Annotated in this window: 23 protein-coding genes and 1 riboswitch; of the genes, 22 read left to right on the forward strand and 1 reads right to left on the reverse strand. The window is 44.7% G+C overall.

The window, feature by feature from the left end; all coding sequences use genetic code 11:
• The first annotated feature begins 208 nt into the window (after window positions 1–208).
• The 16 genes from RB622_RS01335 (at window position 209) to RB622_RS01410 (ending at window position 20491) form a co-directional block, all read left to right on the forward strand.
• Window positions 209–1429 carry an aminotransferase class V-fold PLP-dependent enzyme gene (locus tag RB622_RS01335; RefSeq protein WP_308044679.1) on the forward strand — a complete coding sequence of 407 codons (1221 nt, stop codon included), beginning with the start codon at window positions 209–211 and terminating at the stop codon, window positions 1427–1429.
• A 44-nt stretch (window positions 1430–1473) separates the two neighbouring features.
• Window positions 1474–2724 carry an amidohydrolase/deacetylase family metallohydrolase gene (locus tag RB622_RS01340; protein WP_308044680.1) on the forward strand — a complete coding sequence of 417 codons (1251 nt, stop codon included), beginning with the start codon at window positions 1474–1476 and terminating at the stop codon, window positions 2722–2724.
• A 37-nt stretch (window positions 2725–2761) separates the two neighbouring features.
• Window positions 2762–3313 (forward strand): RidA family protein, encoded by a 552-nt coding sequence (locus RB622_RS01345; RefSeq protein WP_308044681.1) that lies wholly within the window; start codon window positions 2762–2764, stop codon window positions 3311–3313.
• A gap of 66 nt (window positions 3314–3379) precedes the next feature.
• Entirely contained in the window at window positions 3380–5098 is a 1719-nt protein-coding gene (locus RB622_RS01350; RefSeq protein WP_308044682.1) for a c-type cytochrome, read from the forward strand.
• A gap of 39 nt (window positions 5099–5137) precedes the next feature.
• Entirely contained in the window at window positions 5138–5578 is a 441-nt protein-coding gene (locus RB622_RS01355; protein WP_308044683.1) for a cytochrome c, read from the forward strand.
• Between the two features lie 20 nt (window positions 5579–5598).
• On the forward strand, window positions 5599–7080 hold the full coding sequence (locus tag RB622_RS01360) for a cytochrome c class I (protein ID WP_308044684.1): 1482 nt from the start codon (window positions 5599–5601) through the stop codon (window positions 7078–7080).
• A gap of 33 nt (window positions 7081–7113) precedes the next feature.
• Window positions 7114–7569, forward strand: a complete 456-nt coding sequence (locus RB622_RS01365) for a RidA family protein (protein WP_308044685.1) — start codon at window positions 7114–7116, stop codon at window positions 7567–7569.
• A gap of 217 nt (window positions 7570–7786) precedes the next feature.
• On the forward strand, window positions 7787–8398 hold the full coding sequence (locus tag RB622_RS01370; protein WP_308044686.1) for a sigma-70 family RNA polymerase sigma factor: 612 nt from the start codon (window positions 7787–7789) through the stop codon (window positions 8396–8398).
• Window positions 8399–8543: 145 nt separating this feature from the next.
• Window positions 8544–9662: a FecR family protein gene (locus tag RB622_RS01375; protein WP_308044687.1), complete on the forward strand. Its 1119-nt coding sequence runs from the start codon at window positions 8544–8546 to the stop codon at window positions 9660–9662.
• 306 nt (window positions 9663–9968) lie between these two features.
• Entirely contained in the window at window positions 9969–13403 is a 3435-nt protein-coding gene (locus RB622_RS01380) for a SusC/RagA family TonB-linked outer membrane protein (protein WP_308044688.1), read from the forward strand.
• Window positions 13404–13425: 22 nt separating this feature from the next.
• Window positions 13426–14991, forward strand: coding sequence for a SusD/RagB family nutrient-binding outer membrane lipoprotein (locus RB622_RS01385; RefSeq protein WP_308044689.1), 1566 nt, complete (start codon window positions 13426–13428; stop codon window positions 14989–14991).
• A gap of 38 nt (window positions 14992–15029) precedes the next feature.
• Entirely contained in the window at window positions 15030–15494 is a 465-nt protein-coding gene (locus tag RB622_RS01390; RefSeq protein WP_308044690.1) for a RidA family protein, read from the forward strand.
• Window positions 15495–15582: 88 nt separating this feature from the next.
• Window positions 15583–16812: an aminotransferase class V-fold PLP-dependent enzyme gene (locus tag RB622_RS01395; RefSeq protein ID WP_308044691.1), complete on the forward strand. Its 1230-nt coding sequence runs from the start codon at window positions 15583–15585 to the stop codon at window positions 16810–16812.
• A gap of 150 nt (window positions 16813–16962) precedes the next feature.
• Entirely contained in the window at window positions 16963–18240 is a 1278-nt protein-coding gene (locus RB622_RS01400; RefSeq protein WP_308044692.1) for an amidohydrolase/deacetylase family metallohydrolase, read from the forward strand.
• 125 nt (window positions 18241–18365) lie between these two features.
• Complete coding sequence (locus tag RB622_RS01405; RefSeq protein ID WP_308044693.1) at window positions 18366–19295, forward strand: RraA family protein; 930 nt, start codon at window positions 18366–18368, stop codon at window positions 19293–19295.
• Between the two features lie 89 nt (window positions 19296–19384).
• Window positions 19385–20491 carry a bile acid:sodium symporter family protein gene (locus RB622_RS01410; RefSeq protein ID WP_308044695.1) on the forward strand — a complete coding sequence of 369 codons (1107 nt, stop codon included), beginning with the start codon at window positions 19385–19387 and terminating at the stop codon, window positions 20489–20491.
• Between the two features lie 127 nt (window positions 20492–20618).
• Here RB622_RS01410 and RB622_RS01415 read toward each other — a convergent pair whose 3' ends face one another.
• The gene (locus RB622_RS01415) at window positions 20619–21122 is read right to left on the reverse strand and encodes an N-acetyltransferase family protein (protein WP_308044696.1); all 504 of its coding nucleotides are present in this window, start codon (window positions 21120–21122) and stop codon (window positions 20619–20621) included.
• 141 nt (window positions 21123–21263) lie between these two features.
• Window positions 21264–21359, forward strand: a riboswitch (TPP riboswitch).
• A 66-nt stretch (window positions 21360–21425) separates the two neighbouring features.
• Between RB622_RS01415 and thiS the strand changes: the two genes are divergently transcribed.
• The 6 genes from thiS (at window position 21426) to thiH (ending at window position 26756) form a co-directional block, all read left to right on the forward strand.
• Window positions 21426–21629, forward strand: coding sequence for a sulfur carrier protein ThiS (thiS, locus tag RB622_RS01420; protein ID WP_308044697.1), 204 nt, complete (start codon window positions 21426–21428; stop codon window positions 21627–21629).
• Between the two features lie 90 nt (window positions 21630–21719).
• Window positions 21720–23603 carry a phosphomethylpyrimidine synthase ThiC gene (gene thiC, locus RB622_RS01425; RefSeq protein ID WP_308044698.1) on the forward strand — a complete coding sequence of 628 codons (1884 nt, stop codon included), beginning with the start codon at window positions 21720–21722 and terminating at the stop codon, window positions 23601–23603.
• Window positions 23603–24277: a thiamine phosphate synthase gene (locus RB622_RS01430; RefSeq protein ID WP_308044699.1), complete on the forward strand. Its 675-nt coding sequence runs from the start codon at window positions 23603–23605 to the stop codon at window positions 24275–24277. The genes thiC and RB622_RS01430 overlap by 1 nt, the downstream gene beginning before the upstream one ends.
• Window positions 24267–24890, forward strand: a complete 624-nt coding sequence (locus RB622_RS01435; RefSeq protein WP_308044700.1) for a thiamine phosphate synthase — start codon at window positions 24267–24269, stop codon at window positions 24888–24890. Before RB622_RS01430 ends, RB622_RS01435 begins: the two co-directional genes overlap by 11 nt.
• Window positions 24884–25654: a thiazole synthase gene (locus RB622_RS01440; protein WP_308044701.1), complete on the forward strand. Its 771-nt coding sequence runs from the start codon at window positions 24884–24886 to the stop codon at window positions 25652–25654. Before RB622_RS01435 ends, RB622_RS01440 begins: the two co-directional genes overlap by 7 nt.
• Window positions 25644–26756 (forward strand): 2-iminoacetate synthase ThiH, encoded by a 1113-nt coding sequence (gene thiH / locus RB622_RS01445; protein ID WP_308044744.1) that lies wholly within the window; start codon window positions 25644–25646, stop codon window positions 26754–26756. Before RB622_RS01440 ends, thiH begins: the two co-directional genes overlap by 11 nt.
• Window positions 26757–26765 lie beyond the last annotated feature (9 nt).

Below are 26765 nucleotides of genomic sequence, written 5' to 3' on the forward strand. Positions count from 1 at the left end.
CGGAAGGCAATTCCCAAAACAATCCATTCGAAATAAAAAAGCTCCAAAAACCACATAGGCAAAATATTATTCCTACACTTTTAACAATCAAAAAAATTAATTCTTACTAAAAAGAGTATTCCCGCATATTTCCTGCATCCTTTCTCTGTTGATCGGTCAAATCCGTTTTAACGCCCCCTTATCACTTTTATTCAGTCTTGTTACTTTTATGATAAACCGTAGAGATTTAATTAAACATTTATCCACTTTTCCTCTTTTAGGTGGATTTCTGGGACAAGGAAATATCGAGTCTATTGGATTCACGGCCAAGCTTCCAGCCCGGAATCTGGCGAAGGAATTGGGCATCCGTACATTTGTCAATGCCGCGGGTACCTACACGTTTATGACGGGTTCGCTGATGCAGGATGAGGTCGTTGAGGTAATTCAGGGAGCTGCCAAAGAATTTATGATCCTGGACGAAGTTCAGACCAAAGTCGGAGAAAAAATTGCTGCACTTACACACGCAGAAGCGGCCGTTGTTACTGCGGGTTGCTTTTCTGCATTAACATTGGGACTCGCAGGCGTTTTGACGGGGATGGACCAAAAGAAAGTGGAAGCACTTCCGCATCTGGAAGGTACCGGAATGAAATCAGAAGTGATCATTCAGAAAGGCCATAGCATCGGATATTCTCACGCTTTGACCAATACCGGTTGTAAGATGGTAGAAATCGAAACACTGGATGAGTTGGAAAAAGCCATTACCGACAAAACGGCTCTGATGTGGTTTCTCCATATCCAATCCGATAAGGGTCAGATCATGCATGAAAAATGGATTGAAGTGGCTAAAAAGCACGGCATACCAACCATGATCGACATGGCTGCCGATGTGCCACCGGTTGAAAACCTGTGGAGATTTAATGACCTTGGTTTTGACCTGGTTTGTGTTTCGGGTGGAAAAGCGATGCGTGGCCCGCAAAGTGCTGGCATTTTGATGGGCAAAAAACATTTGATAGAAGCGGCAAGATTAAGCATGCCACCCCGTGGTTCAACCATCGGACGAGGTATGAAGGTAAATAAAGAAGAAATTCTTGGCATGTACGTGGCCCTTGACAATTTCGTCAAAATGGACCACAAAAAAGAGTGGAAAATGTGGGAAGGCCGCGCCGCTCTGATTGCCAATGCGGCAAAAAGTGTAAAAGGTGTTCAAGTAGAAACCTTCGCACCGGAACTTGGAAACCATACACCAACGCTTCGGATTTCCTGGGACGCCACAAAAGTAAATCTGCCGGTTAAAACGTTGCAGGAAAACCTGCGCAACGGAAACCCATCGATTGAAATCATGCCGGGTGAAAACAATACATTAACCATCACGACCTGGATGTTAAAACCCGGTGAAGAGAAAATTGTGGCAACCCGACTCAAAGAAGAATTGTCGAAAGCGGCTGTCTAGCGCAGCACCGATACAAGATATTATTCCTAAACCCAACTTGAAAAATGAAGTGCAAATCCTTTATTATCTGCTGCCTGCTAAGTCTGAACAGTTTCGTTGTAAGTGCTCAGACTTACACCCTTCTGATCAAAGGCGGAACAGTAATTGACCCGAAGAATAACCTCAACCAGCTGATGGATGTGGGAATTTATGAAGGAAAAGTAAAAAAGATTGCGCAAAATATTGACCCAAAAGAAGCCAAGCAGGTCGTGAATGCCAAGGGGATGTACGTAACTCCAGGCCTCATAGATATCCACGGCCATGTTTTTTTTGGTACCCAGCCCGATCATTATCTCAGTAATGGCCTGGTGGCTTTGCCGCCTGACGGCTTTACGTTTCGTGTCGGTGTTACCACGATTGTGGATGCCGGAGGCGCAGGCTGGGAATCCTTTCCTGAATTTAAAAAGAACGTTATCCTAAACTCAAAAACACGGGTACTTTCCTTTCTGAACATTGTCGGGCAGGGCATGCGCGGCGGCGCCTACGAACAGGATACGAGCGATATGGATACGCAGATGGCAGCCGCCGTTGCGATCAAAAATAAAAATGACATCGTTGGTTTTAAAGTGGCACACTTTATAGGGCCCGACTGGACACCGATCAAGCGTGTCGTTGAAGCCGGAAAACTGGCAAATATGCCGGTCATGATCGACTTTGGAGGCAACAATCCTCCCCTTTCACTCGAAACTTTATTCATGAAATATCTTCGTCCGGGCGATATTTTCACGCACGCCTATACCTTGTTGGAAGGCAATGTAAGAGAAACGATCGTAGATGAGAAGACCAAAAAGGTGAACCAGTTTGCGCTGGACGCACGCAAAAAAGGAATCATTTTCGATGTCGGTTATGGTGGTGCCAGCTTTAACTATTCACAGGCAATTCCTGCCGTTAAAAGCGGATTTTACCCCAATACCATCAGCACCGATTTGCACACGGGAAGCATGAACGGCTCGATGAAAGATATGCTGAGCATCATGTCAAAATTTTTGGTGCTGGGTATTGACCTTCCAACCGTTATCAAGGAAAGTACCTGGGCGCCTGCACAGGTGATCAAACGCGAAAATCTTGGACATATTTCCGAAAATGCGATCGCAGATGTGGCTATCTTTTCCATGCGGGAAGGAAATTTCGGCTTTTATGACAAAACAGGTTATAAAATGGAAGGCAAACAAAAACTGGAATGTGAGATGACCATTAAAGGCGGGAAGATCGTTTATGATTTAAACGGCATCGCACTGCCTGTCGCTGCGAAATAAAAAAATCTCAATTCAGCCAATTAATTAAAAAATTTACATGAAAAAGACATGCAATTTATTTTTCCTGGTACCGGTTTTGACGCTTTGCTGCGCCCTGGTTTCACTGAACGCTCAGGCGCAAACGGTGACAGACTATGAAGCCCGGATCAAAGAAAGAAACATCAAACTGATTAAGCCCGTTGCCCCGATCGCCAATTACGTAAAGGCTGTCCAGGTAGGCAAGCTGGTTTACCTATCCGGTCACGGACCCGACAAGCCGGAAGGCGGACAAATGATCGGAAAAGTAGGAACAGAACTGACTTTGGAACAAGGCAAAGAAGCCGCACGTCTTACCGGAATTTCAATGATATCGACGTTAAAGGGCTTTCTTGGCGGTGACTTGAACAAAGTAAAAAGAATCGTAAAGCTGCTGGGTATGGTTAATTCCACACCGGATTTTGGCCAGCATCCGATGGTGATCAATGGTTGCTCGGATCTTTTGGTAGAAATTTTCGGAGAGAATGGCAAACATGCACGTTCAGCCGTTGGCATGGGTTCATTACCTGGCAATATCCCCGTTGAAATTGAAATGATCGTTGAGTTAAAATAAGAAAAATACCCTCTTATTTTTATTTCATAATTGTTAATTCCATTCGGCCCCCTAAACCCGTCGATCGTGAACTTAAAGCTTACTTCCTCGTTAATCCTTATTTTTTTCGCAGGATTTGTCACCCGTCCCGATTCAGAAGTAGTCAATACCAAAAATGGCGGTCTTTTTTTACCGGAGGGTTTTGAAGCAACCGTGGTTGTAGACAGCCTTCCCGGCAGGGCCCGCCATATTGCTGTCAACGAAAACGGTGATATTTACGTAAAAGCAAGATTCGCCGAAAAAGATGAATCGGTTATTGCGTTGCGTGATACCAACAACGACGGACGAGCGGACATCATCAAAAGATTCGGAGGTTCTGTCAAAGAACGCGGTTACGGAACCGGCATGCGGATCCACAACGGATATCTGTATTTCAGCTCCGAACTGATCGTTTACCGCTATAAACTTACACCCGGCGAGCTTGTTCCGCAAAGCAAACAAGAGATCATTTTAACCGATGACCACGCGCATGGCATGCACGAACATATTGCAAAACCGCTCGCTTTTGACGGTAAAGGCAATATGTATGTTCCTTTCGGCGCACCTTCCAATGCCTGCGAAGAACTGTTCAGAAAGCCAAATTCAAAAGGCATGACGCCATGCCCGTTTCTTGAAGACCACGGCGGCGTATGGCGTTTTGATGCCAATAAATTAAACCAGACCCAAAAAGACGGATACAAGTTCGCAACCGGAATTAGAAGCGTCGTGGCGATTGACTGGAACAAATCAGACGATAACTTATACCTCGTACAACACGGCCGGGACGATCTGCTGCGGTTATGGGCGGGCCTTTATACCCCGTGGCAAAGTGCTGTTTTGCCCGCGGAAGAATTTGTAAGAGTAAAAGACGGAAGCAACGTTGGCTGGCCATATTGTTACTTTGATCAGATGCAGCAAAAAAAAGTACTCGGCCCGGAATATGGCGGAGACGGAAAAATTGTTGGCGACTGCGACCAATATGAGAAGCCACTTTTGGGTTTTCCGGGTCACTGGGCACCCAATGATTTACTGTTTTATCAGGGTAAGCAGTTTCCTGAGCGTTACAGAAATGGGGCATTTATTTCATTCCATGGCTCCACGAACCGGGCACCGTATCCTCAGGCCAGTTACATCATCGGTTTCGTCCCTTTTAAGGGAGGACAACCATCCGGCGGCTGGGATATTTTCGCAGACGGTTTTGCCGGCGTTGATCCAATCGTCAATACGAGTGACGCGGCTTATCGTCCGATGGGTATCGCCATGGGGCCGGATGGTTCGCTTTACTTCGCAGAAACGGAGAAAGGAAAGATATGGAAAATCACTTATACGGGCAATAAATCCAAATTTGGAACAACCGCTTTGGCGCAAATGGAAAAGCGTAAATCGATGTCGCATATCCGCACGCCCGATGTTGTTGCCGATAATCTGGACAAAGACAAACCTGTTGCCGGCGGTCAGGTTTACAGCGTCTACTGCGCAGCCTGCCATCAGCGAAACGGCATGGGCGACTCCCAAAGATTCCCTCCGCTTGCAGGTTCCGAGTGGGTCAATGGCGACAAGAAAAGGTTAGTTGAAATTATGCTGAAAGGGCTTGAAGGCCCGATTGAAGTAAAAGGACTTCCGTATAACAACATCATGCCCTCACACAGTTTTCTAAGCAATGAGGAAATAGCACAGGTACTGACCTTTATAAGGCAAAGCTTCGGAAATACTGCACCCGCGGTTGACGCCGATGAAGTAAAAAAGGCCAGACAAGCACTGAAATGATAACAGCAATACAATTCCTAAATCAATAATTAGTTTTAAATGATTTTATACCAAAAAATAGCCGCAAGCTTTTTAATTTCCGCGGGAATCGGGGGCGTTGGTTTGTCCTCGTTTACCAGCAGTAATCACCCCGTGCATCAGCATACCCAGGACCGCTGGGTTGCGCCCGTTTGGGCGGATACACTCAAAAGTCCGTACCATGACGAGCCACTGACCCTGGCCAACGGAGAAGAACTTTTTGGATTATATTGCGCATCATGTCATGGAGAAAGTGGCTACGGAGACGGCGCAGCGGGTGGAGCACTAGGCCAAAAACCAGCCAATTTCCACGATTCGATCGTCAAAAAGCAGACCAACGGCGCACTGTTCTGGAAATTATCAAACGGGAAAGGCAATATGCCGCCGTTCCAGGATGTTTTTACTGCCGAACAACGCTGGCAGCTTGTTGCTTACCTGAGAAAATTATCCGTAACCGAATAACCCTTTCTGAATTAATAACCATGAAAAACCCCATGAGCCAGATCGCTAAAAATGGATTTTTAGCACTTTCGCTGTTATCCATACCACTGACAAATTTTGCGCAGGGAGGCAGGGACCAGCCTACACAGATCCCCCACGCACTACGCGACGACATTAAAGTCGAAGCTTATATGAAAGTAGAACCGGAAGCCGTGCGTTTGATAGTCAACCCGGTGAGCGGCGATATGTACTATACCAGTTTTGACGGAGGCGTTTTTCATATTGTAAACAAGGGAGGCCAACCCACCAGCGTACAGTTGCTAACCGCCGCCGACCACGGGATCACACGTTTGCAAGGTGCAGCATTCCATAAAAACACGCTCTTCCTTGCCGGAAATATCAACGTAAATAACAACAAAGGCAACAAGGGAAGAATGGTCCGTTATGAAATTTTACCGGACGATGCCAAGCCTGAAATGGCTGTCGTGTTTAATACCGTGGAGTACGGAGCCAACAAAACGACCTTTGACCATGGCTGGAATGCTTTGGAAATAAGTCCCGATGGTAAATACATCATCGTCAACTCGGGCGCCCGGACGGACCATGGCGAAGTGCAGGACAACGGCGGAATTTACCCAAATGCCCGCGACAAAGCCCTGACGACCAAAATATACCGCTTTCCGATCAATTCGAAGGATTTGTTACTGGTAGACGATACAGACAAATTAAAGGAGCAGGGTTACATTTTTGCCGAAGGAATCCGTAATGCCTATGACATGGCTTATGATAAAAAAGGGAACCTTTTCGCCGTTTCAAATTCAGGTGATTATGACCATCCCGAAGACATGTTCTGGATACGCAAAGGGCATCATTATGGTTTTCCGTGGGTGATGGGTGGCATTGACAATCCGCAGCAAAACCCTGACTGGCAGCCAAATCCTGAAACGGATCCGTTCCTGAGCAAGTTTGCTTTTGCGTGGTTAATGAAATATTTCCACAACGATCCTGAGTTCCCGAAACGCCCTGCAGGTGTAACTTTTACGCCAGCCGTTCAAAACCTGGGCCCGGACGCCAATGAATACCGTGACCGCAAAACCGGCATAGTGATGGACGGCGATACGACCGGCGTAACCGTTGGTACTTTTAATGCCCACTCCTCCCCTTTGGCTTTAATTTTTGACAAGGATCAGGCACTTTCAAAGGAATTTAAAGGCGACGGCTTTGTCATGCGTTATGCCGGAGGCGGTAAGGCCAGTTCGGCCAATCCGAACCCGCTGAGAAGACAAGGGAAGGATCTGCTTCATTTACGCATGATTTATGATAAAAAAACAGACAATTATAAAGTCAAAACAACCCGGATTGTCGATAACTTTACCAGCCCGACCGACGCCGTATTGATAGGCAATGACATGTACATCATTGAATACGGTGGTAAACAGGGCGGTACAAAATCAGGCGGTACGCTTTGGAAAATCACGTTGCCCGGCGATGCCAAGGCGCTGAAGAAAATGAAGAGAGTCTAATAAATCTTTAACAAAATTTCAACCAATTAGAAGATGAAAACGGAAAGAAGATCAATCCTTAAAAAATTATTCACATCCATCGCGGGTGTTGCAGGTTTGGGAACAGTTGCCAACGCGGCAGACAGCGCACCTGAAAAAGAGGTTGGAAATGTTACTACTTTGCAGGATGTACCGCTATTTTCAGGTCATACCAAATTCAATAATATGGTTTTCATTGCCGGAAAAGGTGCCCACTTTGAAGGTGATATTACCGCACATACCAAACACGTTTTGGACGAACTTGAAAAAGAACTGATCGCAGCGGGCTCTTCCATGAGCAAAGTTTTAAAATGCAGTGTTTTCCTTAATGACCTGAACGACTACAAAGCAATGAATGCGGCATACAAAGGACGTTTCGGCAATAAACCGCCCGTTCGTACGACGGTTGCAGTTTACGGAGGCGTACCAGGTAATTCCTTGGTTGAAATTGACTGCATCGCCTATATCTAGTCCATTCAATATTGGTCTATCAAAAGACAATCCCACTGAATTTCTGCCTTTTAGCTGATTCGGTGGGATTATCTTTTCGAAATTTTCAGTCATAAACTTTACCTTATTTTGAAATTACACAAACAAACAATATTATATTCTGGCAAATAATATTTTTTATGCCATAAATTTCATATTTCAATAATTTGACTGTTATTTTACAATAACTTATTGATTAATGTTCTTGGATAAAAAGCAACGCATCCTTTTAGAAAATGAAATTCTTCTGGATCTCTGGCAACAATCAAAAGCCGGAGACAATGTTGCTTTCTGCCACCTTGCTGATAAACTTTACCGCACGCTTTTCAACTACGCCACCAGTTTTACCACAGACCGCGAATATATAAAAGACGCGATTCAGGAACTGTTAATCCATATCTGGGAAAAACGTCAGACGATTAATATTCAGTTTGTTACCATTTATTTTCTCAAATCTCTCCGCAACCAGCTTTTACAGGAGTTCCGTCGTAACAAGCGTCCGTTTTTGGATATTGATGAAATTGAAGAGATAACCGACAGCCAAACGATAGAGACAGAAATTGAAGAAAGCGAGGCGTATTCCGAAAGCCAGCGCAGGGTAAAAAATGCAATCAATGAACTTCCGAAACGCCAGAAAGAGGCCATATTTCTGAAATTTTATGAGGGTTTGGAAAATGAGCAGATCGCAGATTTAATGCACGTCAACAGACAGTCTGTTGCCAATTTACTGTTCAAAGCCATTTCTACGTTAAAAAGCCAGATACCATTTATAAGCCACTGGATACTAATTATTTACACACTTATTTATTAAGCGAAACCTCCCGATCGCTCACTACGAACCCGTAGTTTATTCCACTCTTTTAAAAAAAATCAAAAAATAATTTTACAAAAGAGAGTATTAGCCAATGATTTCTACATCCTTTATCTGAATACGCAATACTACCGTCTGACTTACGATGCAAGATTACAGAAATATACAACCTGAAGAACTAGCTGTTGACCATTCCTTCCGTCTTTGGAAACTATCCAATGATACGGATGCAGGCAATTTCTGGACAAACTGGTTATCTGAAAATCCAGACAAACAAGACACGATCGATAAGGCCAGCCATTTACTGGACACCGTATTTCAGGCGTTCGATAAAGTTAGCGACAACGAGGTGCGTGATGAAGTAGATCGCCTGTCGGTTTCTTTGGAACAACACGTAGAAAATGCGTCTGCAAAGCGATTGGTTTTCCGCCCGGAATGGTATCGGGCAGCCGCTTCCATTCTGTTTATTCTGGGTCTTGGCTGGTGGCTGACCAACAAATATGCTCCGACCAAACAAAATAATCCTTTATATAACCAGATTATCAGCCAGCTTAAAGAACCGCTTTTAAAGGTCGGTAATGATACCGATCACCCGAAACTGGTTTCTTTACAGGACGGAAGTACAGTCTTGCTGCAACCTAAAAGCAGCATCAGCTATCCGAAGTCCTTTACAAGTACAAAAAGAGAGGTATTTCTTTCCGGGGAGGCTTTCTTTGAAGTTGCTAAAAACCCGGAGCAACCCTTTTACGTTTACGCCAATAATCTGGTGACCAAAGTATTAGGCACAAGCTTCATTATCAGCGCCTTTGACACCGATAAAGATGTGAAGGTCGTTGTTAAAACAGGGAAAGTTTCAGTTTTTGCCCTGACGGGCGAGAATCTGGAAACACAACAGGCTGATAATAAAATTGGCGGCATGATACTCACGCCTAATCAGCAGATTGTTTTTTCACCGAAAGATCTCCGCCTGACCAGAAGTCTCATCGCCGATCCGGCACTTCTTGACTTACCGATACAAAAGCAGTCATTTAACTTCAAGGGTACACCGATCAAGGATGTTTTCACCGCCCTTGAAAATTCATATGGTGTCAAAATTTTATTCGACGCAGAGATCATGAAAAATTGCTATCTGACCGCTTCATTATCAGACGAGCCTCTTTTTGAAAAAGTAGACCTGATTTGCCGTACCATTAACGCACAGTATGAACAACTTGACGCAAGTATTATCATTTACAGCAAAGGCTGCTCCTATCAAAATGAGTAAATAATCTTTAAAAAGGCTAAATCCAGTCGCTTTCACCAAAAAACACACAAGCGCGGTATTAAAAAAGCATTACCGATTTCAGAAATAAACGGGCATTCCCTGCAACCTAAACGATTATGAACGCTAAATGAAATTAAGCCTATGACAACAACCTTCGCCTGATTACGCTCCAAAAAAAACAGTCGATGATGCGCCAACATCACCGACCGCAGTCATCCCATTTGTAAGCTCATTACACCTTCCGCACTGCTGCGGATACCTGGGAATCATTTTGCCGAATCCATTTAACCCGACAAAAACAAAATTATGTCAAAATCAATACATTATCAACATGCTTTGCAGAAAATCATACGCATGAGTCTGTATCAAGCTTTATTAGCAGTGATCTTCACGACCTTCGTTCATGCCAACAGCGTGAACGGACAGCGTGTGCTTGATCAAAAAGTAACCTTACGTTTATCCAATGCCGAAATCGACAAAGTACTGGATAGAATAGAAAATGTTACGAAGGTTAAGTTCATGTATAACCCTCAAATCTTTAATAATCAAAAAGGTTCTTTCAAGTTCCAGGATGAGTCGTTGTCCGAGGTACTTGGAAAAATTCTATCGCCATATAACGTGACTTATGAAGTCGTCCAGGATCGCATCATTTTAAAGCGCGAACAAAGTACGACCGAAACAAAGCCTTCAATCAAGGAAGCGCCAAAAAAAAATATAACCGGAACAATAACCGATGAAACAGGCTTAGGACTCCCTGGGGTTAGTGTTTTGGTAAAAGGAACGCAACGCGGTACTTCCTCCAATGCGGATGGCAAGTATTCTCTTGAAATTCCTGATGGAGAACTGACCACCGCAGTTTTAACATTCAGCTTTGTTGGTTACACGTCGCAGGATGTACCCGTAGGCGGCAAATCGGAAATTTCCGTTCAGCTTGCTCCGGAAGCCAAAGCGCTTAATGAAGTGGTGGTAACGGCGCTTGGTATTTCCAAAGAGAAAAAAGCATTGGCTTATGCCGTGACCGAAGTAAAAGGCAGCGAATTTACACAAGCACGTGAAAACAACGTGGCAAACGCCCTTACCGGTAAAATTGCCGGTGTTAATGCCACGGGGATGTCAACAGGTCCGGGCGGATCAAGCCGTATTATCATTCGTGGTAACGGCTCTCTGAGCGGAAACAACCAGCCTTTATACGTGATCAACGGTATGCCGATGGACAACAGCGTACCGGGTGGTGGTAACGCTTCCAACGGGGAAGGTAACAACACCGACCGTGGTGATGGTATCGGAGGGATTAACCCTGACGACATCGAATCGATCAGCGTTTTGAAAGGTGGCCCGGCAGCGGCTTTGTACGGTGCACGTGCCTCCAACGGTGTCATTTTGATCACAACTAAAAAAGGACGTGCGCAAAAAGGTATCGGAGTTGAAGTAAACAGCAATTTCACAACAGACAATTTATCGATCATTCCTGACTGGCAGTATGAATATGGCCAAGGTTTGGATGGCGTAAAACCAACCACACTGGATCAGGCTAAAAGTACAGGTCGTTTGTCTTATGGAGCGAAAATGGACGGTTCACAGGTCATACAGGTAGATGGCAAAATGCACGCGTATTCGCCTCAGAAAGATAACCTGAAAAACTTTTACAGAACGGGTACAAACTATATTAACTCAGTAGCTTTTACGGGTGGTAATGAAGTTGTCAATTTTCGTTTCGGTTTAAATAATACAAAATCAAATGCCATTGTACCGAATTCGGATTTTACAAGACGCATTGCCAACTTAAACGTCAATGCCAATCTTGGCAAAAAACTAAGTATCGAAACGGTTGTTCAGTACAATATTGAAGAAGGTCACAACCGCCCGAAAGTTGGATACGCCGATTATAACCCGCACTGGGCAACGTATTTGATTGCCAACACCGTTGACATCAGAAGCCTGGCTCCTGGCTATGACGCGTCCGGAAATGAGATCCAGTGGAATCCGGTACCGGCTGCACCAAACCCTTACATGGTTGTTAATAAATTCAAAAACGATGACAAGAAAAATCGTTTCCTGGGTCAGGCTAATATCCGTTATGACATCCTAGATAATTTATTCGTAAAAGGTAGTGTAAGTCAGGATTACTATAATTTCAAATACGAATTCATTGTCCCTACAAACAATGCTTTTCAACCGTTAGGAACCTATGAATCAAGATCTACGACTTCTTCGGAAACCAACGGCATGTTAACGTTGAATTACAATACCAACTTCTTTGAAAATCTGAGTTTCTCTGCTATGGCAGGTGGTAACATGCAAAGAAGCATTTATGATGAAACAACCTACCGGGGAACGGAATTTACGATCCCGTATTTTTATAGTTTCACCAACCTGGCTACATCTACCACGACACCGTACTACGCAAAAACCGGTATCAATTCCTTATTTGGTTCGGTTGACGTAGGTTATAAAGGATTGGCTTACATCACCATGTCGGGACGTCAGGACTGGTTCTCTGTTTTGAATGCTGCAAGCAACAGCATTTTCTATCCTGCTGTGGGTGGTACTTTTATCCTTTCCGAAGCGTTCAAATTGCCATCTGCCGTGAGTTTTGCAAAACTTCGCGGTTCATGGGCACAGGTGGGTGGTGCAACGGTGGATCCCTATATCATTTACCAAAGCTATGCCATGGCACAGGGTGGTCACAATGGCCAGCCGGTTCAGCAGTTAAACTCATCATTGGTACCCAATCCAAATTTGAGACCTTTAACTTCAACGACTTACGAAGCGGGTCTTGAAGCAAGATTTTTACACAATCGTCTGGGACTTGATGTAACGCTTTACAATCGTAAGACAACGAACGATATTGTAAAAAGTGATATCGCAGCATCATCCGGCTACACGCAGGCGCTTCTGAATGTTGGTGAATTGAGCAACAAAGGGATTGAATTACTGATCACGGGTACGCCCCTTAAAAAAACCAACTTCACCTGGGATGTGAGCTACAACATGGCTTACAACAAAAGTGAGATCATCCAGTTAGCGGACAATTTGCCTACACTTACCGTAGGAACGGGTGTTGGTGGCGGTGTAATCAACAATAAAGTTGGCGGATCTTACGGCGAAGTTTGGGGTTTCAAGAAAAAAACAGACGATAAAGGTAACATCGTGTACAACACAGCCAGCGGTTATGCAGTACGTGGCGACCTTGAAAAACTTGGAAGAGGTATCCCGCCATTGACGATGGGTATCACCAATACTTTCAAGTATAAAAATTTCTCTTTGAACATTCTGGTGGATGGTAAGTTCGGAAGTATCGTTTACTCAAACATGTACCAGTACGCCTACCGTTTCGGCTTGCCAAAAGAAACCCTGCCCGGACGTGAAAATGGTTTAACTGTTACAGGTGTTACGCCTGAAGGAGCCCCATTCAGCAAAACCTGGAAAAAAGAGGAAATTGATACTTACTATGATAACGACAAGAATTACACGTCCATGTTCACTTTCAATAATGACTTTATCAAGCTTCGTCAGGTGATTTTGAGCTACAACCTACCTGTAAGTAAAATGTCATTCATGAAATTACAATCTGCTTCGGTTTCACTGGTTGGTCGTAACCTGCTGCTGCTTTATAAGGATAAGAAAAACAATTATTTCGATCCTGAATCCAGCTATACCAATGGTAATGCACAGGGACTTGAAGCATTTGGGGTACCAAGAACAAGAAGTCTTGGCCTGAACCTAACAGTGAAATTTTAATCATTAAAATATTTTAGTGAATATGAAAAAGTTTTTAAGATTACTATATCTGGCTCCCGCAGCCCTGCTCTTTGCCTCTTGCGACAACGGGTTTGAAGAAATGAACATCAACCCGAATGCCTCACTTGAAGTAGTTCCGGGCTTCCTGTTTACAAGAGCACAACTTTCGGCTGTCAGCAATAATTATACAGGCGCTGCCTATCTTACCATCGGTGGATCCATGCAGCATTTCGCAACTTATAAAGAGGTACCTGCGGCTGGAGATAAATATTTCAACTATACGTATTCTACCGGCAGCTGGGGAATGTACGGTGGTACAGATCAGACCACCCAGGGTGCAGTCATTGATATCGAACAAGTGATCGATGCGCTTTCCAAATCTGCCGATGATGTAAATAAACTTTCCTCATCACGTATCTGGAGAGCCTACATTTACCACAGGCTTACGGACCTGTACGGAGATATCCCATATTCTGATGCTGCCAAGGCACTTACGGATAAAAATTACACACCGAAGTATGATCAGCAATCGGCTATTTACGCGGATTTATTGAAGGAGCTTGAAGCATCCATCAATGCATTTGATGCCTCCAAAACTACTTTTGCGAAAGCTGATTTGATTTATGGAGGAGATATTACCAAATGGAAAAAATTCGGATATTCTCTGATGCTTCGTCTGGGGATGCGGCTTACACAGGTGGATCCGGCTATGGCCAAAACCTGGGTTCAGAAAGCTATTGCCGGAGGGGTTATTACGAGTGATTCCGACATTGCTACAATAGCCTACGTGGATGGTTCGGTTACAGCAAGCAGAAACTTTATTGCTACCGGTTTGATGAATTCCGACTATATCTCGCCGGGTGCAGATAATGTGGAAGGTGGTAAATTCGCCAAAACGTTGATTGATCATTTGAAAACGACCAAAGATCCTCGTTTGAATGTCATTTCAGTAGTTTGGACAAAAGCCTCTGCAAACGCTCCTTATGTTGCAGATACCGCTACGGCGCTTCAAAAAGGAATGCCGAATGCAGCTTTCAATTCCCGTCCTGCCGATTTCGACACGTATTCTGAGCCTAATCCGGCAACCATTTTGAAATACAATGCGCCATTACTGGTATTCACAAGTGCGGAAGTGCATTTGCTTTTAGCAGAAGCCTCGCTTCGTGGATGGTATACCGCCACAACTGCGGAAGCCGAATACAACAGCGCCGTCACTTCCGGCCTTAAGCAATGGACATTGTTCGGTACTGCAGGTGTAATTTCAGATGCCAAAATCAACGCATACCTCGCAGCCAATGCTTTCAAAACCGCCGGTACCGTTGATGAAAAAATGGAGCAGATCGGAACGCAGAAATGGGTAACGTTATTTTTGGAAGACGAATACGAAATTTTCTCCAACTGGAGACGTACCGGATATCCTAAGTTAACCCCAACAAATTATCCTGGTAACCTGACCGGAGGCAAAATCCCTACCAGATTCCAGATCCCTGATTCAGAAGGCACCTACAATAAGGATAACTTCATCGAAGCCAGAACCAGACAGGGAGGTACCAATGACCTTTCCAGTGTTGTGTGGTGGGATAAATAATGTCGCAAATTCATTTTTTTTCAAATAACAATAGCCGTATGAAAACAGAACGCAGATCGATCCTCAAAAAATTATTCGCCTCGGTAGCTGGTGTAACAGGTCTTGGCATCGCTTCTTCACAAGCAAAAGCTTTGGAGGCAGCACCTGAAAAGGAAGTTGGAAATGTTGTTAACCATCAGGATGTACCACTGTTTTCAGGGCATACCAAATTCAATAACATGGTTTTCATTGCCGGAAAAGGAGCCCATTTTGAAGGCGACATTACTGCGCACACCAAACATGTTTTGGATGAGTTAGAAAAAGAATTGATCGCCGCAGGTTCTTCCATGAGCAAAGTTTTAAAATGCAGCGTATTCCTTCATGACCTTAACGATTACAAGGCTATGAATGAAGCATACAAAGGTCGTTTCGGCAGCAAACCACCAGTTCGTACAACCGTTGCGGTGTATGGTGGCGTACCCGGAGATTCACTCGTTGAAATCGACTGCATCGCTTATATCTAGTAAAAAACAAATGTCACTGAGACTGGTCTCCCCGATCACTCAGTGACATTTTTATTCCTATCCCTAACCATTTCAGTGCCGTAATATCATGCTTAGCAGAAGAAAACTAATCAAACGTCTGTCGACCGTACCTCTTTTGGGTGGCCTGGTGGGGGGCGCAATTCCTTTTCAATCGGCCATCGCTTCAACGGGTCCGAAAGTACCGGCTCCAAGAGATTTATTTAAAGAATTAGGTGTGCGCACTTTCATCAATGCCGCCGGAACCCTTACCTACATGACCGGTTCGCTGATGCAGGATGAAGTACTTGAAACGATCAACTACGCATCGAAAGAATTTTGCATGCTTGACGAATTACAGGATAAGGTGGGTGAGAAAATCGCCAAACTTGTACATTCAGAAGCGGCTGTTGTTACTTCCGGCGCATTCTCGGCCATGACACTGGGCCTTGCCGGAATATTGACGGGTATGGACCTAAAAAAAGTGCAGCAACTGCCTCATCTGGAATACACCGGTATGAAGTCGGAGGTGATCTGCCAGAAAGGTCACGACATCGTTTACAACCATGCCTTGACCAACACGGGTTGCAAAATGGTGATGGTGGAAACGGTAGAAGAGCTTGAAAAAGCAATCAATGAAAGAACCGCTTTGATGCACTTTTTACATATCCAGTCGGATCAGGGAAAAATTATGCACGAAGAATGGGTTGCCATCGGTAAAAAACACAATATCCCTACTTCCATAGATATCGCTGCGGACGTACCACCGGTAGAAAACCTGTGGAAATTTAACGACATGGGTTTCAGCTTTGTAGTCGTTTCCGGCGGAAAGGCCATGCGCGGCCCGCAGAGTGCGGGATTATTAATGGGTAAAAAAGAAATTATTGCCGCTGCACGTCAGCATATGCCACCCCGCGGTTTCAATATCGGTCGCGGGATGAAGGTAAACAAAGAAGAAATTCTGGGCATGTATGTGGCTGTGGAAAAATTCATTAACCAGGACTACAACAAACTTTGGAAAAGCTGGGAAACCAGCGTAGCCCTGATTGAAAATGCAGTCAAAACAATTCCGGGCGTTTCTACGCAGGTTACCGTGAACCCTTTGGGAAATCACACACCGACTTTAAAAATCAGCTGGGATACTTCGAAAACAAAATTCGAAGGCAAAGATCTGATGGAAGCGATGCGAAAAGGAACGCCGTCTATCGAAGTTGGCGGTGGTGGAAAAGGTGGTGTCAACGTAACAGCCTGGATGCTTAAGCCCGGACAGGATAAAATTGTTGCTACAAGATTAAAAGAGGAACTTTCAAAAATATCCTGATTGATTAGATTAAGTAGCTGTTGGCCATAAGCGATTAGCTCAGTAACCAGATGATTAATAGATTATTATAAAAATTAATAATATAAACTATTTTTTTCCACTACTTAAGATCGGCAAACAGTGGTCATTAACTATTCCTAAATCCGTAATATGAAACGAATATTTTTATCCATTTGTATTCTGGCGGGCTGTTGCAGTATTTCCGCAAATGCCCAGAAATACAGCATCCTGATCAAAGGCGGTCACGTGATCGACCCAAAAAATAACATCAATGGCATCATGGACGTTGCGCTTAACGGCGACACGGTAAAAAGCGTGGCAAAAAACATTGATCCGAAACTTGCTGTTCAGGTGGTGAATGCCAAAGGGATGTATGTAACACCTGGGTTAATTGACATGCACTCCCACAACTTCTTCGGAACAAAAATGGACCAGACTTACAGCAATGGACCTAATGCGCTTCCGCCGGATGGCTTTACGCTGCGTACGGGGGTTACAACGGTGGTTGATGCGGGTTGTGCGGGCTGGAAATCTTTTGCCGACTTCAAAAAACAGACCATCGACATTTCAAAAACGCGTGTACTGTCGTTTTTGAACATTGTTGGAGAAGGTATGCGTGGCGGAACTTATGAGCAAAATATTGCGGATATGGACCCGGTTAATACGGCAAGAGTCGCCAAAGAAAACCCGGACTATGTTGTCGGTGTTAAATTGGCCCACTTTAACGGCCATGACTGGACGCCTACGGACAAGGCCGTTGAAGCCGGAAAACTGGCCAATATTCCTGTCATGATCGACTTTGGCGGAAGCACACCGGTACTCTCGATTGAAGAATTGTTTTTGCAGCATCTACGTCCCGGCGATATTTTCACCCATTGTTTTGGCCAGTTGGCAAGCCGCGAACCCATTCTGGATGTTAAGACGGGTAAAATAAAACCGTTCGTTTACGAAGCACGTAAAAAAGGAATCCTTTTTGATGTTGGTTATGGTGGGATCAGTTTTGCTTTTTCCCAGGCGATTCCGGCCGTTAAAAGCGGGTTTTATCCCAACACGATCAGCACGGATATTCACACCGGCAGTATGAACAACGCCATGAAAGATATGCTGAATGTCATGTCCAAGTTCCTTGCCATGGGAATGGACCTGCAAAGCGTTATCAAAGCGAGTACCTGGGCCCCGGCACAGGCCATTCACAGAGAACAGCTTGGCAGTTTAACCGTTGGAGGCCTTGCCGATGTAGCCGTGCTGCGTATGCTTAAAGGGAATTTCAGCATGAATGACACCGGCGTTTTTGGCTTCTTTGACTACACAGGAACGAAAATTACGGGAAAAGAAAAACTGGAATGCGAACTTACAATTCGCGCTGGAAAAGTGGTTTATGATTTAAATGGAATCACCACGCCGATCGTTTTATCAAAAAGAAATTAAAATAGATTTTAGTAAATCAGAGGGTAATTTGCCTTTATATTTTGGATTGCAAACCAATACAGTGATGTAAAAGGTATGCAGTCCAAATTTAGCTTGTCAGCCCTCAGTCATATCCAATCAACTTCATGAAATTTAAATTCATTGCTGCCGCAGCACTTTTATTCAGCTTAAGTTTTTCCCGCCAGTCGCAGGCCCAAACCATTTCAAAAGAAGAACTCACTTTCCTTACCTCGGAATGGAAAGGTGAAAGATTCCCTGACGGAAGGCCGAAAGTATCGGATGATCTTGTCCGCCGCGTTAAAAATATATCGATTGAAGAAGCCTGGGTGGTCCTTCAGAATGAAGGCTACAACTGTCAGTTTGATGGCAACTGGAAAATGATCCATACCGACGTAACTGTTTCAGGCCGCGCACTGACAGCCCAGTTTATGCCTTCGCGACCTGATCTTGAAAAAAATATTAAAGAACGAGGTAACAAAAACGGGCGTTCGGGAAACACCAATTCCTGGCCGATCGAAATGTTATCCAAAGGGGACGTTTATGTAGCGGACGGTTTTGGGAAAATTGCCAGCGGAACATTGATCGGCGATAATCTAGGCAATTCAATTTTCTCTAAAACAGGGAATGGAGTTGTTTTTGATGCCTCTGCACGTGATTTAGACGGACTTTCCCAAATTCAAGGCTTCAATGCTTTTGTAAGAGATTGGGATCCTTCCTATTTGAAAGACGTCGTACTAACGGGTTTAAACACGCCAATCCGCATTGGAAGAGCGGTGGTGTTGCCTGGAGATCTCGTTTTGGCAAAAAGAGAAGGGGTTATTTTTATACCATCACATATGGCTGAAAAAGTTATTCTAACCGCTGAATTTTTAACTATCCGGGACAAGTTCGCCATACAGATGCTGAAAGAGGGAAAATATGCGCCCGGCCAGATTGACAGCCAATGGTCCGATACTCTGAAAGAGGACTTTCTTAAATGGCTGGATAAAAATCCAAAGGAGCTTCCGATGAAACGTTCTGATTTGGACGAATACATGAAAAAAAGAACCTGGTAAATAAATCTGGGAAGAAAAGCGGAAGTATCATTTCCATTTTTCTTCCTAAAAATGCATCCGTTTTGAAATTGCATAATTAACATATTTTTATGAACATTTATAAGCTTTTATCTGGTATTGCTATATTGTGCCTGGTTGTCGCGCTCTATCTCGTCATGACCGGGAGTCTCGCAGAGGCCGGTCCATTCTTCATAGGTTTCTTTCTTGCTTTGGCGATCAGTTTTAGAGGTTCGGAAACACTCAAAGGATTCACCTATACAACAATAATTTTTGCAGCGGTTACCACGGCGTTGTGCTATCCTCAATATTTCCAGGAATTTAACGGGTTTAAATTTGCCGTTTTAATTACCCCGCTCATCCAGCTCATCATGTTTGGTATGGGAACTTCTATGAGTTTTGATGACTTCGTCGGTGTGGTTAGAATGCCGAGAGGTGTTTTTATAGGGGTATTCAGCCACTTTTTAATTATGCCGCTTTTAGGATTTACCCTGGCCAGCGTCAGCGGTTTTCCAGCTGAAATTGCTGCCGGTATCATCCTGATCGGGTGTTCGCCAAACGGCATGGCTTCGAACGTGATCTCTTATCTGGCGAAAGCAAATCTTGCACTTTCGATTACCATTACGGCCATTTCTACAATGCTTGCCCCTATTATGACGCCTATGTTGATGAAACTTTATGCCGGTGCTTTTGTAGAAATTGATATGCTTCACATGATGTGGGATATCGTCAAAATGGTGATTTTACCGATCGGAGCAGGATTAATTTTCAACAAATTATTCACCGGAAAAGCAAAATGGCTGGACGATGCCATGCCGCTGGTTTCGATGTCGGGTATTGCTTTTATTATCGTAATCATTACAGCCGCCGGTAGAGACAGCCTGCTGACGATCGGCCCAACACTAATTTTATTGGTATTGATCCATAATCTTCTAGGTTACACGCTGGGTTACTGGTCGGGCAGATTGTTCAAAATGAATGAGCGCGATTGCCGCACCATTGCCATCGAAGTTGGTATGCAAAATGGCGGTCTTGCGTCAGGCATCGCCAAAGAAATGGGAAAAATGGCCACCGTAGGACTTGCGCCGGCGGTTTTCGGCCCCCTGATGAATATTACCGGATCAATCCTGGCATCCTACTGGCACCGTAAACCAACCGGAGACGAGGCTACCTACGTTGAAACGGGCAGAGCCCATTAACAAAAAAACATGCAAGTTATGACGCCCAAGCCCTGAAAGGGCGTCATAACTTAGCATCGGGCAACGCCCGATGACTCTCGCCCGGTGAATCCGATCACGGATGGATATGATCTCGATGGTGAGTAGATTATTCCTCAGCCAATATCAATTGCATGAAGACAAGATCAAGCCATTGGTCGAATTTAAAGCCTACCTCCCGGAGATAACCCTTATCTACAAAGCCATATTTTTTGTGAAATTCGATACTTCCTCGGTTTGCAGCGTCAATGCCGGCGATCATCGTATGAAGCCCTGACTCTTTCGCACGCTGGATCAAACTTCCCAGCAGCTTACCGCCCACGCCCAGTCCCCTTGACTTCTCGTCAAGATAAATGGAATGCTCCACACTGAATTTGTATCCTATTTTTGGACGAAAGATACTATACGAACCATAACCAACGACCCCACCCTCGAATTCTGCCACAATAACAGGCATTCCATCGTTAACCATTTTCTCGAACCAGGCTGTTTGTTCTTCCAGCGTCCGGACCTCGTAATCATAAATGGCGGTAGAAGTAAGAATGGCATGATTGATTATTTCCAGTATCACGGGGAGATCCCGCGGAGCAGCATTTCTGATAATAAGATCCATTAAAACCTGATTCAATTTGTGGTGTTTATTTGATTAGGCCAAAGTTACCTGATTATTAGCAAAAATTTCACAGTTTATCTTACCGCTAAAAGCTGGTTTGATTTATTTTTTTTGGAAACTCCATTTTTCCCAATAGCTTTACGGAAACTTTAGGGGTGTCCCGTATGCGGACTGAGATAATACCCTTTGAACCTGATGCAGTTAGTACTGCCGATAGGGAAAAGTAAGAGATACTGCTCTTGTATCTTAATGAATCTTTCGCAAGGTCCATTCCTGAAGTTTTATTACAAAACACGATTCAGAATGGAAATCAGCATCAACCAGCAACGCACAGAAATTCCCGAACATGCTTCGGTTGAAGAACTTGTGTCCACTTTTTTTTCAAATGCTACAAAAGGAATTGCCGTTGCAGTCAACCAGGCTATTATTCCCAAGTCCGAATGGCCGGTTCGCCTGCTTAACCCTGACGATAAAGTCACCCTGATCAAAGCCACACAAGGCGGCTGATCCTCAAAATATTTCACTCCGAATTATCTGTCACATCGCTGTTTCCGATCAGGCCCTAACGTCCGTCGCTGACAGTCAAACCTTATCATCATGAAAATCGAAAAAACGCCCAACACGGAAGTAATTACCCGTACACCTTTTCCTAATTCAAAAAAGATCTACGTCAAAGGCCAGATCCACGATATCTCGGTTGCTATGCGGGAAATATCGCTGACCGACACGAAAGTACACGGAAGAGCAGGATTAACCGAAAAAAATCCAGCCGTTACCGTTTATGACACCAGCGGCCCGTTTACCGATCCCAATATCGAAATCGATATAAAAAAAGGTCTCGAACCGCTAAGAACCTCCTGGATTTTGAACCGCGGAGATGTTGAACAACTCGATACGATTTCTTCTGAATATGGTACAAAAAGGAAGAATGACGCAAGTCTGGATTCTTTGCGTTTTGCACACATCAGCAAACCTTTTCGCGCCAAATCCGGTCAGAACGTTTCGCAGTTACATTATGCCAAAAAGGGAATCATAACGACAGAAATGGAATATATCGCAATCCGTGAAAACCAGCGGATTGAAGAGCAAATTAAGGAACTGAATGGCAAAGCAGCCCCGCTGGCACATCAGCATGGTGGTCACAGCTTTGGTGCCAATACGCCCAAAAATTTCATCACACCTGAGTTTGTCCGCTCGGAAGTAGCGGCAGGACGGGCCGTAATCCCCGTAAACATCAATCACCCCGAGAGTGAACCGATGATTATTGGCCGGAATTTCCTCGTAAAAATTAATGCAAACATTGGTAATTCAGCAGTTTCATCCAGCATTGAAGAAGAAGTTGAAAAGGCTGTGTGGGCCTGCCGATGGGGTGCTGATACGATCATGGACCTTTCCACGGGGAAAAATATTCATGAGACCCGCGAGTGGATTATCCGTAATTCACCGGTTCCGATCGGCACCGTCCCGATATACCAGGCGCTCGAAAAAGTAAATGGCAAAGCAGAAGACCTGACCTGGGAATTGTTCCGCGACACCTTAATTGAGCAAGCCGAACAAGGCGTCGATTATTTTACCATCCATGCTGGTGTTTTGTTAAGATATATTCCACTTACGGCAAAACGCATTACCGGAATTGTTTCCAGAGGTGGTTCCATTATGGCAAAATGGTGTCTGGCGCATCACAAAGAGAATTTCCTGTACACGCATTTTGAAGAAATTTGCGAGATTATGAAGGCTTATGATGTCGCTTTTTCGCTGGGTGACGGATTGCGTCCAGGTTGTATCGCCGATGCCAACGACGCTGCACAATTCTCAGAGCTTGAAACCTTGGGAGAATTAACCAAGATTGCCTGGAAACATGACGTGCAAACGATCATCGAAGGCCCTGGTCACGTCCCCATGCACCTGATTAAAGAGAACATGGAAAAGCAACTGGAACATTGTCAGGAAGCGCCATTTTACACACTGGGACCATTAACAACGGATATCGCGCCGGGTTACGACCACATTACCTCCGCCATCGGAGCCGCTATGATCGGCTGGTTTGGGACGGCCATGCTTTGTTATGTTACCCCTAAGGAACATTTAGGTTTGCCCAACAAAAAAGATGTAAAAGATGGCGTAATCACCTATAAAATCGCAGCACATGCGGCTGACCTTGCCAAAGGGCATCCGGGCGCACAATACCGCGACAATGCTTTAAGCAAAGCGCGCTTTGAATTCCGGTGGGAAGACCAGTTTAACCTTTCGCTTGACCCGGATACAGCCAAAGAATTCCACGATGAAACCCTTCCGGCAGAAGGAGCCAAAATTGCACATTTCTGCTCGATGTGCGGACCTAATTTCTGCTCGATGAAAATCACGCAGGATGTACGCGACTACGCCGAAGAAAATGGTTTGATGGAAGAAGTTGTACTCGAAGAAGGCATGCAGGAAAAGGCTCGTGAATTCGCAAACAAAGGAAGCGAGATCTATCTGTAATGAAATTATTAGTCCTATCCGATCCTGAATTCATCCCTGACGAGGCTGAGCTTATCAACAGCCTTTTCAGGGAAGGATTGGTGTGTTTGCACATACGTAAACCGGCAAGCAGCCCAAAGTGGCTGAAAGAGTTGCTACTGAAAATCGAAACTGATTTTATTGACAGAATAGCGATGCACCAGCATCACCATCTGGCTCACGAGTTTGGTATAAAAAGACTTCATTTTACAGAAAAAGACAGAAAACTGGCTTCGCCCGAAAATTTGGAAAATTTAAAATCCGAAGGGTACCTGTTAAGTACTTCGATCCATGAATTAGCCGAAATATCAAAGCTGTCTAAAGTGTTCAGTTATACATTTTTCGGCCCCGTGTTTGACAGCATTTCAAAAACAGGCTATAAAAGTGCTTTACGGGCAGACTTTTTTCTTCGTGCAGAAACAAAGAAAATCCCCATCATAGCGCTCGGTGGAATCGATATTACAAATCTGGAAAAAGTGAAGACAATGAATTTTGACGGTGCAGCAGTTTTAGGCACCTTATGGAAAGACCCAAAATCAGTCCCCGAAAAATTCATAAAACTAATAGAATCAAATAACGAACAGCCCCAAAGGGGCGACATATCTCAACCCAGGGTGCAACCCTGGGAGGGAATCCGTACCAACCATGATCGATAAATTACAATTCATATCCAACCAAACTAGAGACACCTCGCATCTGGAAAGTATCAAGCTTGCGCTGGATGCCGGATGCCGCTGGATACAGTTGCGAATGAAAAATGAGTTACCTGAAACTGTTTTAAAGACGGCATTTGAAGCCAAAATACTCACTGACAACTACCAGGCAAAACTCGTCATCAACGATTTTCCAGCTGTCGCCAAACAGGTCGGAGCCTACGGTTTGCATCTTGGCTTAAACGATATGCCTATACCCGACGCCAGAAAAATAGTTGGTAATGAGATGATCATCGGAGGCACTGCCAACACCTTGGAAGATATTCTCAACCGTATTAACGAAGGCGCGGATTACGTTGGTCTGGGGCCATTCCGGTTTACCGCAACGAAACAAAACCTGAGTCCGATCGTCGGGCTGGAAGGGTATCGTTTTTTATTAAGCACCTTAAAAGAGCTGGGTTATTCCATCCCCGTGATCGCCATCGGCGGAATTAATACCGAAGATATTGCCCCCATACTGCAAACCGGAATTCATGGCGTGGCCATGTCCGGATCGATTATTGGCGCATCAAACAGAAAAGAGCTGGTTCAAAAAATTAATGAAATTCTATGTTAAAAATAGCCGATAAAGAATTCTCCTCCCGCCTGTTTACGGGCACCGGAAAATTCAGTTCTTCCCAATTAATGGAGGATGCACTGGTTGCTTCCGCGTCCGAGCTCGTCACCGTTGCCTTGCGGCGCGTCGACGTTACGAGCCAGGAAGATGATATTCTTTTACATCTGAAACACCCGAAAATCAATTTATTACCCAATACATCCGGCGTCAGAAATGCCAAAGAAGCTGTTTTTGCGGCACAATTGGCAAGAGAAGCACTCGAAACAAACTGGATCAAACTGGAAATCCACCCCGATCCCAAATACCTGATGCCAGATCCGATAGAAACGCTGCGAGCGACGGAAGAGCTGGCAAAACTGGGTTTCGTGATCTTACCTTACATCCACGCCGACCCGGTTTTATGCAAGCGCCTGGAAAATGCCGGGGCCTCCGCGGTAATGCCGCTTGGCTCGCCGATCGGAAGCAATAAAGGTTTAAAAACGCTTGATTTCCTGGAAATTATCATTGAACAAAGTAAAATTCCCGTGATTGTCGATGCCGGGATCGGGTCCCCTTCTCATGCGGCTCAGGCCATGGAGATCGGTGCTGATGCCGTTTTGGTCAATACCGCCATTGCCGTTGCCGGAGATCCCGTGCAAATGGCGATTGCTTTTAAACTTGCCGTCGAGGCCGGGCGCATGGCTTATCATGCCAGACTTGCCAAACAGGGAAATTTTGCCGTAGCCAGCAGTCCATTAACAGCCTTTTTAGATGATGAGTTTTAAAGATTTATTCGAGTCATACAGCTGGGATCAGGTCAAGGAGAGCATTTATTCCAAGACCAAAACGGATGTAGAAAACGCGCTGAATACTTCCAAAAGAACGCTGGAAGATTTCAAAGCATTGATCTCCCCCGTTGCGGCCGGTTATCTCGAACCCATGGCACAACTGAGCCAGAAGCTGACGCAAAAACGTTTCGGCAAAACCATTCAGTTATATATTCCGCTGTATCTTTCCAACGAATGCACCAATATCTGCACCTACTGCGGGTTTAGTCTGGATAATAAAGTGCGAAGAAAAACACTGACCGAAGAAGAAATTTTACGTGAAGTAGCGGTCATTAAAAGCCTTGGTTACGAACATGTCCTTTTGGTTACCGGGGAAGCCAATCAAACCGTCCACGTCGAATATTTCAAAAAGGTATTGCAATTGATCAGACCGTATTTTGCCCAGGTTTCCATGGAAGTGCAGCCTCTGGACACCGAAGAATATACAGAACTGATCCCGCTTGGGCTGACCTCCGTGCTGATTTATCAGGAAACGTATCACAAAGAAGATTATAAAAAGCACCATCCTAAAGGAAAAAAAGCTAACTTTAATTATCGTCTGGAAACGCCCGACAGGCTTGGGCAGGCGGGTATTCACAAAATGGGTTTGGGTGTGCTGATCGGTTTGGAAGATTGGCGAACAGACAGTTTTTTTACGGCGCTACACTTAAATTATCTTGAAAAAACCTATTGGCAAACCCGTTACAGCCTGTCTTTTCCTCGTCTCCGCCCCTTTTCGGGTGGTTTGGAACCCAAAGTTGAAATGAATGACCGCGAACTGGTGCAACTCATTTGTGCCTATCGTTTGTTTAATGAGGAAGTGGAGATATCGCTGTCTACGCGTGAATCGGAAAAGTTCAGGAACCATTGCGTGCAGCTTGGGATTACGTCCATCAGTGCTGGTTCCAAAACCAATCCGGGGGGATATGCGGTAGAGCCCGAATCATTGGAGCAATTTGAGATTTCCGACGAGCGTAGTCCGAAGGTCATTGCGGAAATGATTAAAAGTAAAGGATATGAACCGGTTTGGAAAGACTGGGACCGCGTGATGCAATGTTGAATGCGCGAA

Source organism: Dyadobacter sp. LHD-138, from assembly GCF_030929615.1.
Classification (GTDB): Bacteria; Bacteroidota; Bacteroidia; order Cytophagales; family Spirosomataceae; genus Dyadobacter.